Consider the following 15,560-nt stretch of genomic DNA (forward strand, 5'->3'; position numbering starts at 1 on the left):
TATACGTGGCTAACAGATTTTTTTCCGGCATCGAACTTATTTTGGGTCTTATAGTGTTGCTTGCGGCCGCTTTTCTGGTGGCTGAATCACGCTGGTCGCGCCTGTATGAAAAACCTGCACTTACTGCAGAGGAGTCCGTAGTGCTATACTTTTCTGAGCAAACAGATAGAAAAGGATTGGTGCGTACATTGAATGAAAAGGATATCCTACGCAGTGAAGAAGAATTAGACTGGGCTCTTCAAACGCTTCGCTGGACTACCTTCAAGGAGGGGCGTTATCAGCTTCAGGAGGGAATATCGTACGAAGAAATACTATCTAAAATCGGCAACGGGATTCAGGATCCGATGCGGGTTACCATTTTGCCGGGTCAGCCTAAGTCCAGATTCATACGAAAGGTCTCGGAAGCTTTTCGTTTTGATTCAACCGCCCTGAAACAAACATTGTCCGATTCCTCTCTTTTAGCTCGTGCCGGAGTGGACACTCAAGGAGTCATCGGCCGGCTGTACCCTGCGACCTACGATTTTTACTGGACCGCACCCCCCGAGGAGGTCATAATGCGAATGCTTGACACGTTCGAAGATCAGATCATAACTGAATTTGAAGAACGGTTTAAGGAACTGGATAAGTCGGTCGGTGAGATTATCACGATGGCTTCCATCATCGAGTGGGAGGCGAACCTCGAAAGTGAAAAGGATACTATAAGCGGACTTTATTGGAACCGGCTGGAAAGAGGGATGAGGCTGCAGGCCGATCCTACCGTTAATTATGCCGTGGGAGAGCGCAGGAGACTGCTGTATAAAGATTATGAGACTGATCATCCCTATAACACCTATATTCATTCGGGCTTACCACCGGGACCCATTACCAATCCGAGTAAAAGTTCCATCAGGGCGGCCCTGTTTCCCTCAGATCATGATTACCTTTACATGGTAGCCAGTCCCGATAGAAACCACGGGTTCTCCGAAACATACAGCGAACATCAGCGAAAAAGTGCGGAGTGGAGAGAATGGCTGCAAGAGCAATATCGCATTAAGCGAGAGCGGGAGCGCCGGGAGGAGGGAAACTGATCCTGTTAGCTGTTATTAATTTATCTGGTATTCACATCACCTGATGTGCGGTCAACCGAGCTGAGAGCGTGCTAACACAGTTCCTTCCAAAACGTCTTTACCAGTCCAGTAGTTACAGGTTATGGATACTGAAGACCTGACGGAAACCGGCCGCACAACGTATTATTCACTTATCAGGTGCGTGCTGCTGTTGGTAATTTTAAACAGCATCAGTTTCTGGTTGATATTCGACCCGTTGAAGTGAATGTTGGTGATCAATCCGTTATAGGGAGGTTGATCGGCCAGGCCCTCTTTAAGCAGGGCCGGGTTGACCACCCGATCGAGCGTTTGAAGCAGGAACATGGCCGTGTCATATCCGATCATGGCAAATCGATTGGGATCCTGGTTGAAGCGATCCCTGAACCGGGATTCAAACTGATCGATCTCGGCGCTTCCGGGACGGCTGTAAAAACTTTCTGTAAAATATACCGCCCGCGTGCCGATTTTATCGGTTGAGGTATTAGCATTTGCCCACTCCTGTGATCCTAAAACGGCAACGTTGCTCTCCAGGGAGTTCAGTTGTCCCAACAGATGATCGATGAGTGCTGGTGTCGCATCACCTGTAAAAGGCGCATAGACGGCCGACACCGATGATTCTGCGGTGGAGAGGCGATCTTCCGTAAAGTAGCGGGTATATTGAGATAGTCCGTACCCGCTTGACCCCAGATTTTCTACGAAAAAGTACGGAACTTCGGCATTTAACTGTTCCATCTCCCGGCGAAAAGCCTTGGCCGATATTTCCCCGAGCGTGCCGCGTTCGGCCAAAACCGCTATTTTATCGAAATTAAGCGTACGGACCGCAAAACGAGCCATGTTTTTTCCGTGAATACTGAGCGGGGGATTGACTTGAAAAAAATAGCCGTCTTTCCGGGTGATGGATTCTGAATTGGCCAGTGGAGCGAGGATCGGTGTTCGGTGTTGCGACGACACCTTTGCCATCGATTGGGCGCGTTCCGAGAAAAGGGGACCGACGACCGCATCGACCCCGGTCGAACTCAGGACTTCCAGCGCCTGCCGGGCGGAATCAGACTCAATCCCTGTATTGTGATAGGTCAGCTCAACGTTTACCTCATGGCGGCGGTTGAATTGTTCGGCAGCCAGGGTATAGCCGAGATACAGTCCCCGGACCACAGGATAGTCGTTTTTGTCGGGGGAGTAGGCCGGCAACGCGACTCCGATAGTATAAGTTAGTCCCCCGGGAGCTTCCAGCCCCGTTACCTCCTGAAGGTCGGCATATTCGGCGTCGTCGCTGAGGAGGGAGGAAATCTCTTCCAGCTGATCTGATGAAATGGTCTCGGTGCCGTTGCGCAACTTGGTAAAGAGCGTCCGGGCTTCCTCCAGTTCTACCCGTCCCAGGGCGGAGGATACCAAATCATATCTGACAGAGTCACTTTCGACCGCGTCCATTATCGTATTTCGCTGTTCAAATGTCAGGTACTTTAGGAGGTCCTCATATAGCCTGTTGCTTTCAGCGGCAATCTCCGGGCTGAGCTGTTGGCTTGTCAGCGGCGCCAGCCGGCTGAGCGCCTCCCCAAAATCTTTCTGCTTGAAGTGGATGAGACTCAGCGTGTAGTTCGCCTCGGTTAAAATCTGGGGATTATTTTCCTCCCTGATATTGAGCAGACGGCTCCTGGCCGTCGCATAATCCTTCATCCCGAAGTATGATTTTCCGGCAAAAAGGAGTCCCTGGTCGGAATGTATCTGATCAAACAGTCCGGCGGCCTTGGCGTATTCACCATCCTGGTAAAGTTTAATTCCCTTCTCAAGAGACTGACCATGAGCGGCAGGGAACGAAGCAGGTCCCGCCAGCAGGAGAAAAGCCGTAGCAACCAATAATAGCGGCCGGGAAATATAGGGGAAATACAATTTCATAAAATCTCTGGTTGAAGAATGCGAAATAGCTTTAACCGTAGGTAACGTATTTTGTTCTGCCTTATTCCTTATTCCCACTCGATTGTTGAAGGGGGCTTGGAGCTGACATCATATACGACCCGGTTGATACCGCGGACTTCATTGATGATACGGTTGGAAACATGCGCTAAAAAAGGGTGAGGCAGGTGGGCCCAGTCGGCGGTCATGCCATCTACGCTGGTTACGGCCCTGAGGCCGGCCGTAAATTCGTAGGTGCGCTCGTCTCCCATCACACCCACGCTTTGCACGGGGAGCAATACCGCAAGCGCCTGCCATACGTCATCATAGAGATCCTGTTTTCGCAGTTCCCCGATAAAAATATCATCGACCTCGCGCAGCAGAGCAAGTTTCTCTTTGGTAACATCCGAAAGAATACGGATACCCAGTCCGGGACCCGGAAACGGATGCCGTTTGATAAAATGATCGGGAATTCCCAGTTCACGTCCCACATTCCGCACTTCATCCTTGAACAGCTCACGGACCGGTTCCACCAGTGCGAGATTCATCTCTTCCGGCAGTCCCCCCACATTATGGTGTGACTTGATGGTGGCAGAGGGGCCTTTGAACGAGATGCTTTCAATGACATCCGGATAGAGCGTACCCTGGGCCAGGAATTTAAAATCGTTATCGCCGGCAATAGCATCGTCAAAAACATTGATAAAAATGTTTCCGATAATTTTTCGCTTTTGTTCAGGATCGATCACTCCCCTGAGCTCTGCCAAAAAGCGATCGGTGGCGTCAATTCCCCTGACCGGCAGGTTTAGCTCTTCTTCGTAGATATCCAGCACATCCCGGAACTCGTTCTTCCTTAACAACCCGTTATCCACAAAGATACACTGCAGCTGGTCGCCAATGGCCTGGTGAACGAGCGTAGCGACCACCGTAGAATCTACGCCGCCGCTGAGTCCGCACAGCACGCGATGGTCACCGACTTTTTCCCGGATTTCCTTAACGGTGGATTCAATAAACGACCGGGCGGTCCAGGTGCCTTCCAGATGGCATATCTCATAGGCAAAATTCTCCAGTATCTGTTGTCCGTACACGGTATGCACGACTTCCGGATGAAATTGAACCCCGAAAATTTGCTGCTCCCTGTGCCGCACGGCCGCCACACGGGCGTTATCGGTGTGCGCTATGATCTCATATTCCCGGGGCAGTTTTTTGATATGGTCGCCATGGCTCATCCAGACAACCGACTCCTGGGGGATGTTTCTGAACAAGTCGGTAGCGTCGTCAACGATCAGCTCGGAGCGGCCGAACTCACGGTGATCAGCCTGTTCCACACAGCCGGGTATTTTATTATGAGCCAGAATCTGAAGCCCGTAGCAAATGCCCAGGATCGGGACGTCCCACTCGAAGAGGCCGGAATTCAAGCCGGGCGCTCCCTCGTCATTGACGCTGCTGGGTCCCCCAGACATGATAATTCCTTTCGGGGGTTGATCCGCAAAAGCTGAGAGCTCTTTGTTAAAAGGATGAATCTCGCAGTAAATATTCAGCTCACGAATACGGCGCGCAATCAGCTGGGTATACTGGGAGCCGTAGTCAAGTATAATGATCCAGTCAGAGGGTCGATGTTGCATGCAAAAGAAATATTACTATGTAAAATGACACCGCGGGGATGCCTGAATTAATGTGATTGACTTAACTTACAATATCCTGGTACTCATCGGGCGACATGAGTTCATCGAGCTGGGAGGCGTCACGGAGAGCAATCCTGACCATCCAGCCATCCCCGTAAGGATCATCGTTGACCAGCTCAGGTTCCACTTCCAGGTCTTCATTGATTTCAAGAATTTCGCCGTCAACGGGTGCAAAAAGTTCTGATACGGTTTTTACCGCTTCGACCGTTCCGAAAACCTCATCTTTCTCGAATTCGGTTCCTTCCGGTTCAATCTCCACAAAAACGATATCACCCAGCTCACTCTGGGCAAAATCCGTAACGCCAATGGTAGCCGTCTTGTCGCCGTTGTCGCGAATCCATTCGTGTTCTTTCGTATATTTCAGATCCTCGGGATAGTTCATAATGCTGTGGTTTCCTAATTGCTGTCGGGATTAAAATTAAATTCTTCAAGGTAGTGAGTGTTGAATTCTCCTTTCAGGAAATTCTCATCATCCATCAGCTGCAGATGATACGGAATGGTCGTCTTGACCCCTTCAATAATATACTCTTCGAGCGAGCGCCGCATGCGTTTTATGGCATCTTCGCGGGTGGGAGCGCTGACGATCAGCTTTCCAATCATAGAGTCGTAATGGGGGGGGATTCTGTATCCCGCATAAGCATGGGTATCAATGCGTACACTGTGTCCCCCGGGTGTATGGAATACCTCAATGGTACCGGCAGAGGGACGGAAGTTGTGGGTGGGGTCTTCTGCGTTAATGCGGCACTCAATAGCATGACCGCGCATTTTTAATTCCTTTTGCTCCAGCTGTTCTCCCACAGCCACTTTAATCTGTTCAGCCACCAGATCGTAGTTGGTAATTTCTTCAGTCACCGGATGCTCAACCTGTATACGTGTATTCATTTCCATGAAATAAAACTTCTTGTCCTTGTCGACCAGGAATTCTACCGTACCCGCTCCTTCATAGTCCACAGCCTGGGCCGCATCGATAGCTGCCTGTCCCATCTCTTCCCGCAGTTCGGGCGTCATGAGAGGAGAGGGGGACTCCTCCAAAATCTTTTGATGGCGTCTCTGCAGGGAACAGTCGCGCTCCCCAAGATGGATGACATTGCCATGCTGGTCGCCCAGAATCTGTATCTCTACATGGTGGGGATCCTGTACAAATTTTTCGATGTAAACGGCAGGGTCGTCAAAAGCGCCTTTCGCCTCGGATTTGCACGTACCGAACGCCTGTTGCAGGTTTTCCTCCTCATGGACTACCCGCATGCCGCGTCCCCCGCCGCCCGAGGAGGCCTTGATAATTACGGGATAGCCGATCTCTTTGCAAATGCGCTTGGCTTCCTCAACATCATCGACCACCCCGTCGCTGCCCGGCACGACCGGTACGCCGCTGTCGATCATCGTTTTCTTGGCCACGGATTTATTGCCCATAGCGTCAATCATCTCCGGGGAGGGACCGATAAACTTGAGATCATGTTCGGCACAGATGCGCGAGAATTCAGCTTTTTCGGATAAAAAACCATAGCCCGGATGTATGGCTTCTGCATTTGTTATTTCTGCTGCGGCCAAAATGCTGGGGATCTTCAGGTAGCTGTCTTTGCTGGGCGGGGGACCGATACAGACGGCTTCATCTGCGAATTTTTTGTGGAGGCTGTCGTTATCGGCGGTGGAGTAGACAGCCACTGTTTTGATGCCCATTTCTTTACACGTGCGAATAATTCGAAGAGCAATTTCGCCGCGATTGGCAATAAGAATTTTGTTAAACATGAATTCTCTCTGTTTTATCCGATGATAAATAATGGTTGATCGTATTCTACCGGCTCTGCGTCATCAACGAGAATCTTTTTGATTTCACCGGAATAATCAGATTCAATTTCATTCATAATTTTCATCGCCTCTACGATGCAGATTGTCTGTCCTTCTTCCACCTGGTCGCCGACTTTGACGAAGGGATCGTCTTCGGGAGAAGGGGACCGGTAAAACGTACCCACGATGGGCGATTTGACGACTTCTCCTGTAGGCTGGTCAGATTTTTCCTCGCCGTCGTCTTCTTCTTTCGCCGGTGTCGGCTGTTGCGGGGCCGGTTGCTGTGCCCCGGCCGGTTGTTGCAGCGCCTGTGCCGGCATTTGATATTGTACCGGCATGGATGGCTGTTCAACGTCCGCTTTCTTTTTTACTTTGATTTTAAAATCTCCCTCCTCTATGGATACTTCATTAACTTCGCTTTTGGCAATGAGTTCGAGAAGATTTTCAATTACTCTTAAATCCATGATAGAAAATTAATTTGATGTTACACGTTCGATATATTCGGCTGTGCGGGTATCGACCTTTATCTTTTCCCCTTCGTTGATGAACAGGGGGACCTGCACGGTGGCTCCGGATTCAAGGGTGGCCGGTTTGCTGCCACCCTGGGCGGTATCGCCCTTTAGGCCGGGACGGGTATCGGCCACTTCAGCTACGATATGGTCGGGGGGATGAGCATACAGTATCTTTTCGTTATCGACATCGACCACGAGCGTACAAACCTGGCCTTCGGTTATAAATTCCGATTTTTCCACCCGTTCCTCCTCCACCGGAATCTGTTCATAGGTCTCCTGGTGCATAAAGTAATACAGGTTCCCATCAAGATAGAGAAACTGGTAGGGCTGGTGCTCGACGCGAACTTCTATAACATCTTCCCCGGAGCGGAAGGTTTTTTCAATATTTTTTTCGTTGACCACGCCTTTGAGCTTGGTTCGGATAAAGGCACCGCCTTTGCCGGGTTTTACGTGCTGATAGTCGACAATAGAATAAAGCTCATTGTCGACTTCAATGACCATCCCCGTTCTGAAATTAGAGGTTGAAACTTTTGCCATATATATCGGTTATCATTCTTAAAATTAGTGGCACAAAAATACCATGTCGGATGAAGGATAACAAGCGTTAAATTATACCCAGACCGGACAGCAGGTTATAGAGAATAGCCAGAGGCGCAATAACCTTGACAAACACGGGCCATACCCGGGCAAAAAAGGATGTCATAACCGTTGGGTAGCCTTCCTGCATTTCAGCCAGGGCGTTATCCGTTTTCCAGTAATAGCCGAGAAACAGGCAGATAAGGAATCCGCCGAGTGGAAGTCCTATTTCATTAAAAATAAAAACAAAATGATCGATCAGGGAAGTGTCAAAAGAGATGATCAGTGATATGGCCAGTACGCCTCCGCCAATATAGGTTGCAGCGCTTTTGCGCTTTAACCCGTGTTCATCGATGGCATAGGAGACGGGGACCTCCAGCAGGGAAATCGTGGAAGTAAGGGCAGCAATACTGAGAAGAAAGAAAAAGGTGCCTCCGAAAATAAGGCCCAATAGTCCCCCCATTTCATGAAACAGCTCCGGCAATACCTGGAATATAAGCGCCGCACTTGCCAGCAGGTTTCCGCTGTCATCAAAAATAGGCACTCCCTGAGCCTGGGCCATATACATGGTGGGGATGACAAGCAGGCCGGCCAGAAAGGCGATAAAGGCATCCATGAGGGTCACATAAGCCGCAGCCTCCGGGATATTTTCCTTTTTGCTTAAATATGAACCATAGGTGATCAGGGCCCCCATGCCGAGCGATAGCGAGAAAAACGCCTGACCCATGGCCGATAACACAAGATCGGGGGTCACTTTTGAAAAATCGGGGAAAAGATATACCTCGAGTCCCACCCCGGCTCCCGGCTGCAGAACAACGTAGCCGATCATCACCACCAGGATAATGAGCAGCAGGGGCATCATGAATTTTGTCGCCCGTTCAATACCGTCGCTGACGCCCCCCAGGATGATGGAGATGGTCGCTCCCATGAAAACGGTGGCAAAGACGGCATTAATGGGTCCATTGCCCGTATTGGAAATCCACGAGGCCCAGTCGGTCATGCCCAGATAAAAGAAGACTTCCTCAAAAACATAACTGACGGTCCAGCCCGCTATAACGGTGTAGAAGGCGAGAATCATAACCCCGCAGATAAGTCCCCACATCCCAATGGCTGAATAGACCAGCTTGTTGTTCCCCAGCACCTTAAAAGCACCTACAGGATTACGTCCCGTTTTGCGTCCCATCGTAATTTCAGCAACCATAACCGGAAAACCGATGGCAAAAGCACACAAAAGGTAGATAAAAAGAAATGCAGCCCCGCCATTAGAGGCTACTTGTGTCGGAAATCCCCATATATTGCCCAATCCGACGGCTGAACCGGCTGCCGCCAGGATAAATCCCATTTTCGAATTCCAGTTGCCCCGTGATGTTGTTGATGTCGCCAAAGATAGACTCCTATTCTAATGTTAAAAGATACAGGTTAAAATAAATTTCCCACAAGATGTAATGTCAACAGTATACTTACAAATGGATATTTGTGTGCTGTATCAGCTGTTCTTGAACATAACCGAGACGTTCAGCGATATATCAATATAATGTATTGTGCAGCGTGTCAGTTTATCACACTTCCCGGCTTTGCATTTGTTTCCACGAATTTCAGGGACCCGTCGTCCTCTTCGGCCATCAGAATCATCCCGTTGCTTTCTACCCCCATCAGTTTTTTGGGAGCCAGGTTTGCCACGATACATACCTTTTGTCCTACAATATCGTCGGCGGAGAAGTCGTTGGCGATGCCTGAAACAACGGTTCGCTGTTCAAAACCGAGGTCGACCGTTAACTTAAGCAGTTTGTCTGCTTTTTCAATGGCAGAAGCCCCTACAATTTCACCGGCCCGGAGATCAATTTTCATAAAGTCGTCAAACGCCATATTCGTTTTGAGCGGTTCGTACCGATCTTCGGAAATATTCTCACGGGCACGTTCTTTCAGTTTTTGGAGCTGTTCTTCCACCTGTTCGTCCTCGATCTTGGTAAAAAGGATTTCTCCCTTTTCAATGTGATCCCCGCTCTTGACGATCGTCGTGTTGATACGATCCCATTCCATATCATCTTCTGAGAGATTCAGCTCTTCTCGCAGTATCTCCATTTTATGGGGTAGTATGGGATCGAAGAGGAGACTTATCGCTGCCGTAATCTGCAGGCAGACATGGAGGGTATTGCCGCATTTTTCGATGTCTTCCTTGCGCGATTTCCATGGCTCCATATCGGTAAAGTACTTATTACCGATGCGGGCCAGCTTCATGGTTTCGGCAATGGCCTCGCGCAGCTTGAACTGCTCATAGGCGGCGGCTATTTGCTCCTTCTGGACCTCAATAAGGGCAAGCGTTTCACGATCCCTGTCTGACGCATTTTTTAGTTCGGGCACAACGCCATCAAAATATTTATGGGTAAAAGAGGTGGTTCTGAATACGAAGTTGCCCAGAATATCAGCCAGCTCGCTGTTTACCTTATTTTGAAAATCCTCCCAGGAAAAATCGGAATCCTTGGTTTCGGGAAGGATCGTTCCCAACACATAGCGGAGCAGGTCGGCCTCGAAGTCCTCGAGGTACTCTTCCAGCCATACCGCCCAGCCCCGGGAGGTGGACAGCTTCTTTCCCTCCAGGTTCAAAAACTCGTTGGCCGGCACATTTTTGGGCAGGACGTATTTTCCGTAAGCCATCAGCACGGCCGGAAACATGATGCAGTGGAATACGATATTATCTTTGCCGATAAAATGAATCAAGTCTGTTTCCTCATCCTGCCAGTACGTTTTCCATCGCTCCGGATCGCCCTGCTGCTGCGCCCACTCTTTGGTTGCTGAAATGTATCCGATGGGGGCATCAAACCAGACATAGAGGACTTTGTCCTCCGCATCGTCAAGGGGGACGGGGACTCCCCAGGTCAGGTCGCGCGTAACGGCCCGGTCTGCCAGACCGTCGTCAAGCCAGCTTTTTACCTGTCCCGCTACATTGGGTTTCCAGTTTTCCCGGCTTTCAATCCAGTTTTCAAGCCTTTCCTGGAAATCGCCAAGCGGCAGGTACCAGTGCTTCGTCTTTTTGGTCTCGGGCGTATCTCCGGTGATGGCACTTTTGGGGTCGAGGAGGTCGGTTGGAGAGAGTGATGCGCCACAGCTTTCACATTGATCGCCATAGGCCTCTTCATAGCCGCAATTGGGGCAGGTCCCTTTTACATAGCGGTCGGGCAGAAACATCTCTGCTTTGGGATCATACAGCTGTTCTTCTGTTTTTTGGACAAAAACCCCGTCTTCATACAGCTTGGTAAAAATCTGCTGGGAGGTTTGGTGGTGGACCGGAGAGCTTGTCCGTCCGTAATAGTCAAAGGATATACCGATTTCATCAAACACCTTTTTATTCCGCTCATGAAATTTGTTTACAATATCCTGGGGATTCACGCCCTCATCTTCCGCCGCAATGGTAATCGGTACACCGTGTTCATCGGAGCCGCAGATATAGAGGATGTCTTCGCCTCGCAGGCGTTTATAGCGGACATACAGATCGGCCGGCAGATAGGCCCCGGCTAAATGTCCCAGGTGTATAGGTCCATTAGCGTAGGGGAGGGCAGAAGTGACAAGTGTGCGTTTTGACATTGATAATAATATTCAGGGTTGACAAGAATGGTCGAAAATAAGTGTATCCAAGCTAAAATAACAAAAATGGTTTTATATAGTGGGATTGAATGTGATCTTGTTCTTTTTTTCAACGAGGAAAAAACGAACCAAAAAAACTCACCACCTGAGAATTCTCCGCCTGAGCAACGCACCGGCAAACCTGTAAAAACGCAAACGCACTCGCTACCGCTCGCTTAAACAAGCATATTTGCGGGCGGTTTGACGGTGCCCGCTCCCGCGACGGCTCAGAATTCGCAGGGTGGATTTCCTGGAACAGTAACAATAATATTTATAGTATTCTAAAAACAGGGTATAATTGAGCACCCTACTGCTTCGGGAGGTGTGTAAAGCATAGTTCAGGCCGACAGAGTGTATTTGTCAGAGTACTTGAGGTTGTAAGGATTCTGTTTACAATTTCACTGGGACTGCATATATAAAATAGAAAGTAATGAAGGGAAGGGAACACGCTGTCAGTCGTTGAGCAAATCCAGCGGGTCTTCGGCACTTCCTATAATGGTTTCAAGGGCATCGGTGAGGGTAACAAGTCCTGTAATACGTCCATCATCCTTTATCAGGGCGAGCTCCTGATGCTCAACCTGGAATTGGTCAATGAGCTTGCTGACCGGTAAATCCTGGGGGACAATCATTCGGGGCCAGTCAAAGTCATCGAGCTCTTTTTCTCCTCGAAGAAGAGGTTCCATATTAGCGGTAATCTGGGGAGTATAAAGGATACCCTTTACATCGTCAAGGGTAGTACCAACCAGCGGGTAGCGGGCGTGCATATGGCGGATGATAACATCGATATTTTCCCGGATGGTGTTTTCCGTACTCAAGCTGATGATCTCCTGACGGGGAATCATGATCTCTTTGACGGGTATATTATCGATATCGAGAGCATTGAGGACTTCTTCGCGGCGATCACCTGAAACGCCCTTGGTTTTAAGGAGGTCAACCATTTGCGAATGAATGTCGCCGGAACCGGACGTACTTTGCTCGTTAAGCCAAGACCGGCCTATTTCAATGCCGAACAGCCGGAGTGTAGCTTTGGTAATGCGGTCCCCAAAGAGCAGAATCGGATAAATGGCATAGGTCCACCAGTAGAGCGGGAAAGCAGCATATTTGGCAACCGTTTTAGCCCGTTCCACGCCCAGGTAGGTCGGTGCTTGTTCGCCCCAGATTGTGTGAACAAGGTTTATGAGTGTAATAGATAATATAATGGAAACAGTATGGGAAGAAATGGAACCGATCGTATCCGCGGTGAAAAGCAGTCCAATGAGTTCGGTAACCGCGGGCTCTGCAATAACGCCAAGCAAAATACTGGTCGTCGTAATACCGATTTGACAGGAGGTGAGATAGATTTCCAGGGTTTCGGTCATTTCCCAGGCCCTTTTGAGCCCGGCATGGTCTTCGAGTTCTTCGCGGTCGTACTGACGCAGGCGGGTCAAGGCAAATTCTGCCGCTACATAAAAAGCGTTGATCAGGAGGCTTTTTGAATACAAAATCCGTTATACGACGGACTCGCCATTGATGTGCTATGTCCGACAGGTTCTTAGCGGCAGAGAATTTTCTGAAGCTTTTCATGAGGAATATTGGACCCGCATACGATCACAACGGTGGTTTGGTTTTTGAACTGCGATCTTTTTTTCAATAAACTTGCAACCGCCACAGCTGCGGCCCCTTCGATTATTTTATGATGGTATTTTATTACAGACCGAATAGCACTCGCAATTTCTTCTTCGGAAACCAGTATAAAGTCATCCACCAGTTTTTTGCACAGATCAAAGGTAATGGAATCGGCTTCGAACCCACCGGCCGAGCCATCCGAGATCGTTTCTTTCGATGCTGTTTCCCGGTATTCGCCGGCGCGGACACTCACGCTCATCTCGGGCGAGTTTTCCGGCTGACAGCCGTAGAGAGAAGTGCCGGGTGCGTATTCCCGCATATAGGTCCCAATTCCGGACATGAGTCCGCCCCCGCCCACAGTGGCGAGGATGTTATCGGGCCCCGGAAGCTGTTCCAGAATTTCTGCGCCGATGGTTCCCTGTCCCGCCACCACCTGTCGGTCGTTGTAGGGAGAGACGTAGATCCACCCGTTTTCCCGGGCTGTTTCCCGCACGTACGTCTCCGTTGCAAAGGGACCGTTCCCATGGAATACAATATCCACAGCGTAGTTTTTTATGGCGTCGACCTTCGAGGATACCACGTTGTGTGGTAAAAACACCTTGCCCTGTATGCCGAGCAGTTCACAGGCGCGGGCAAAGCCCAACCCGTGATTACCGGTCGAGGCGGTAACCGGCAAACCTTCCCGTTGCTGTTCCTGTAACCATTTCAGCTTGTTCAGGCTTCCCCGGGCTTTGAAGGAGCCCGTTACCTGTTCGCTTTCCATTTTCAGGTAGACCTCGCCCTCACAGGCATCGCTCAGCCAGTGGGAATAGAGCAGGGGCGTGCAAAGGAGATCATGTTTGATGCGCCCGCGGGCCTGTGTTATTTCTTTGAATAGGTTCATAGTAAGAAATAAATATGTAAGGAAATATTGATTTAAAGGCTGAATTTAATGAAGTGCTCAATTGCCGAACCCCAACCCCTACGTCGGCAGTCCCTCCATCTGCATGATTTTCAGGGCGTTGGTTGTGGGGCAGGGCCCCGGTTTCAGCTTATATTCAAAACTCATTTTCCCGTCTTCAATGGTTTCCGCGAAATGCCAGTTGCTCAGCTGGGGGATGGTCTCCTCAAGTTGAGCCAGCTCGAGGTCATGCGTTGAAACAAGTCCGACCCCGTTCCTGCCCGCAACATTTTTGAGAAAGGCTTCGCTTCCCCGCAGCCGCTCCCGGTTGTTTGTGCCCCGGTAGATCTCATCGACCATAAAGAAGACGGGCGTCCGGTGGTCGTCCTCCAGCAGGTTGAGCAACGCTCTTAGACGCTTTACTTCCGCATAAAAGTGCGAGAGACCGTCATCCAGCGAGTCGGTGACATTGATGCTGGTAAACAGGCGGAACGGCATGGTCGAAAATGAAGTGGCATTGACCGGAGCCCCGCCAAAGCAGAGCGCAAGATTGATGCCGATGGTTCGCAGAAAAGTGCTTTTCCCGGCCATATTGGACCCGGTAATTAGCAGGATATCTCCCCTGGCATCAATGGTTACATCATTAGTCACCTTCTGGTGGTCGGGGATCAGGGGGTGTCCCAGGTCTGTTGCTTTTAGGGGACGTGCAGACTGTTCGCCGGGCAGGGAAAAGGTGTAGCCCGGACGCAGCCAGGCAAAGGTTGCCATCGAGGAAAAGGCTTCGAGCTGGTAAAAATGGCTGATCCATTCATCCAGCTTCGGAGCCAGTTCCTGTTTATAAGTGCTCAGTTTTTGTGCAAAATAAAGGTCCCACGGCACCAGAAAATTGAGCAGAACCCAAACGATCTCGCTCTGTTGCGAGGAGGCTGCCCCGGCGATGCGAATGATGCGTTTGATATAGGTGGAAGGCGAATAGCTGCCGGACCAAAAGGAACGGCAGAATTCTTTGACGTTCGAACCGGGGGAATAACGGTAGTTCTCCAAAAAGGCGAGCACCGCATTAAACCGGCTGAGCAGTTTTTCAACCTGTGATGCTTCGCTGTAAAGTCCCTGTATTTTAGCACTGTTGAAGTTGTAGATAATCAGGTAAAGCACCCAGCTGAAAATGACATAGGGACCCATAATCCCCAGCAAATAAAGAATACCCAGGATGATATTGGTGGCCGAAAGTCCCCCGAGCAGAAGCAGTGTAGAGGTATATCTGACCGGTTCAGACTGTTTTAGGTGATTGAGCAGTTCCTCCAGCGTCCAGTCGTCGTCCAGTTTTTGTTTGCCGTTCAGTTCAGCCTGCAGATGCAGCCGGTCCCGAAACTGCGGCATGCCGCAAAGTTCCCTCACCATAGCCTGCCGCTGTTCAACCTTCGCGGGGTCGGGCTCTTCGGTAAGCAGGTATTCTGCCAACCTATCGGTGCTGCCCTGGTAGGTTGCGGTGTCCATCAGCCGGAGGAGCGAATGCTCCCCGATAATATTCAGGTCCCCGGCAAAGGGGTGATCGGAGTAATCCTCCGAAGGCGACCGGTAGGAGAGGTCCTTCCAACGCAGTTTTTGGCGGGACAGGTGGGTCGCGCGTATCGTCTGCCAGGCTTTGAATTTCCGGACGGCATGATCGACCCGGGAGTGTATACTAATCAGCTTCCAGAAGCCACCGATAAAGGCTGCCAATGTTAACCAGAAAAGCCACTCGGGACCCAGACGTCCGGCCAGATAAACGAGGGATAGTCCGGCTACAAAGCTGCCGAGACGCATCATGGACAGGCGACTGCTGAGCCGGTCGAGCGATGATATTTTTTGCTCCAGGCGGCGCACTTGATTTTGAAGCGCCTGTCGTAGAGAATCGCGGGTATACGTTGTTTGCATAAAAATT

General features: G+C 50.1%; 12 protein-coding genes. 1 reads left to right on the forward strand and 11 read right to left on the reverse strand.

Going from position 1 to position 15,560, the window contains the following annotated elements; all coding sequences use genetic code 11:
- Positions 1-5 precede the first annotated feature (5 nt).
- The gene (gene mltG / locus BUB16_RS00875; protein WP_170864233.1) at positions 6-1,067 is read left to right on the forward strand and encodes an endolytic transglycosylase MltG; all 1,062 of its coding nucleotides are present in this window, start codon (positions 6-8) and stop codon (positions 1,065-1,067) included.
- Between the two features lie 162 nt (positions 1,068-1,229).
- Here the strand turns inward: mltG and BUB16_RS00880 are convergent, their stop codons facing one another.
- From BUB16_RS00880 to BUB16_RS00935, 11 genes are all read right to left on the reverse strand, one after another.
- On the reverse strand, positions 1,230-2,978 hold the full coding sequence (locus BUB16_RS00880; RefSeq protein ID WP_073058927.1) for an ABC transporter substrate-binding protein: 1,749 nt from the start codon (positions 2,976-2,978) through the stop codon (positions 1,230-1,232).
- Positions 2,979-3,046: 68 nt separating this feature from the next.
- Complete coding sequence (gene guaA / locus BUB16_RS00885; RefSeq protein WP_073058928.1) at positions 3,047-4,597, reverse strand: glutamine-hydrolyzing GMP synthase; 1,551 nt, start codon at positions 4,595-4,597, stop codon at positions 3,047-3,049.
- Positions 4,598-4,658: 61 nt separating this feature from the next.
- Entirely contained in the window at positions 4,659-5,039 is a 381-nt protein-coding gene (gene gcvH / locus BUB16_RS00890) for a glycine cleavage system protein GcvH (protein ID WP_073058929.1), read from the reverse strand.
- A 14-nt stretch (positions 5,040-5,053) separates the two neighbouring features.
- Positions 5,054-6,403: an acetyl-CoA carboxylase biotin carboxylase subunit gene (accC, locus tag BUB16_RS00895; RefSeq protein ID WP_073058930.1), complete on the reverse strand. Its 1,350-nt coding sequence runs from the start codon at positions 6,401-6,403 to the stop codon at positions 5,054-5,056.
- Between the two features lie 14 nt (positions 6,404-6,417).
- Positions 6,418-6,906, reverse strand: a complete 489-nt coding sequence (gene accB / locus BUB16_RS00900; RefSeq protein WP_073058931.1) for an acetyl-CoA carboxylase biotin carboxyl carrier protein — start codon at positions 6,904-6,906, stop codon at positions 6,418-6,420.
- A 9-nt stretch (positions 6,907-6,915) separates the two neighbouring features.
- The gene (gene efp, locus BUB16_RS00905; protein ID WP_073058932.1) at positions 6,916-7,491 is read right to left on the reverse strand and encodes an elongation factor P; all 576 of its coding nucleotides are present in this window, start codon (positions 7,489-7,491) and stop codon (positions 6,916-6,918) included.
- A gap of 67 nt (positions 7,492-7,558) precedes the next feature.
- Positions 7,559-8,914, reverse strand: a complete 1,356-nt coding sequence (locus BUB16_RS00910; protein WP_073058933.1) for a sodium-dependent transporter — start codon at positions 8,912-8,914, stop codon at positions 7,559-7,561.
- A 167-nt stretch (positions 8,915-9,081) separates the two neighbouring features.
- On the reverse strand, positions 9,082-11,112 hold the full coding sequence (gene metG / locus BUB16_RS00915) for a methionine--tRNA ligase (RefSeq protein WP_073058934.1): 2,031 nt from the start codon (positions 11,110-11,112) through the stop codon (positions 9,082-9,084).
- 491 nt (positions 11,113-11,603) lie between these two features.
- Positions 11,604-12,632 carry a CNNM domain-containing protein gene (locus BUB16_RS00925; RefSeq protein WP_139240131.1) on the reverse strand — a complete coding sequence of 343 codons (1,029 nt, stop codon included), beginning with the start codon at positions 12,630-12,632 and terminating at the stop codon, positions 11,604-11,606.
- 50 nt (positions 12,633-12,682) lie between these two features.
- The gene (locus BUB16_RS00930) at positions 12,683-13,639 is read right to left on the reverse strand and encodes a threonine/serine dehydratase (RefSeq protein ID WP_073058937.1); all 957 of its coding nucleotides are present in this window, start codon (positions 13,637-13,639) and stop codon (positions 12,683-12,685) included.
- Between the two features lie 78 nt (positions 13,640-13,717).
- The gene (locus tag BUB16_RS00935) at positions 13,718-15,553 is read right to left on the reverse strand and encodes a MutS family DNA mismatch repair protein (RefSeq protein ID WP_139240132.1); all 1,836 of its coding nucleotides are present in this window, start codon (positions 15,551-15,553) and stop codon (positions 13,718-13,720) included.
- Positions 15,554-15,560 lie beyond the last annotated feature (7 nt).

Origin of the sequence: Fodinibius roseus (assembly GCF_900129315.1) — a bacterium.
Taxonomy (GTDB): Bacteria; Bacteroidota; Rhodothermia; order Balneolales; family Balneolaceae; genus Fodinibius; species Fodinibius roseus.

Coding starts and splice junctions, on each gene's coding strand:
- BUB16_RS00880 (WP_073058927.1), bottom strand. CDS start 2,978: ATGAAATTGTATTTCCCCTATATTTCCCGGCCGCTATTATTGGTTGCT.
- guaA (WP_073058928.1), bottom strand. CDS start 4,597: ATGCAACATCGACCCTCTGACTGGATCATTATACTTGACTACGGCTCC.
- gcvH (WP_073058929.1), bottom strand. CDS start 5,039: ATGAACTATCCCGAGGATCTGAAATATACGAAAGAACACGAATGGATT.
- accC (WP_073058930.1), bottom strand. CDS start 6,403: ATGTTTAACAAAATTCTTATTGCCAATCGCGGCGAAATTGCTCTTCGA.
- accB (WP_073058931.1), bottom strand. CDS start 6,906: ATGGATTTAAGAGTAATTGAAAATCTTCTCGAACTCATTGCCAAAAGC.
- efp (WP_073058932.1), bottom strand. CDS start 7,491: ATGGCAAAAGTTTCAACCTCTAATTTCAGAACGGGGATGGTCATTGAA.
- metG (WP_073058934.1), bottom strand. CDS start 11,112: ATGTCAAAACGCACACTTGTCACTTCTGCCCTCCCCTACGCTAATGGA.
- BUB16_RS00930 (WP_073058937.1), bottom strand. CDS start 13,639: ATGAACCTATTCAAAGAAATAACACAGGCCCGCGGGCGCATCAAACAT.
- BUB16_RS00935 (WP_139240132.1), bottom strand. CDS start 15,553: ATGCAAACAACGTATACCCGCGATTCTCTACGACAGGCGCTTCAAAAT.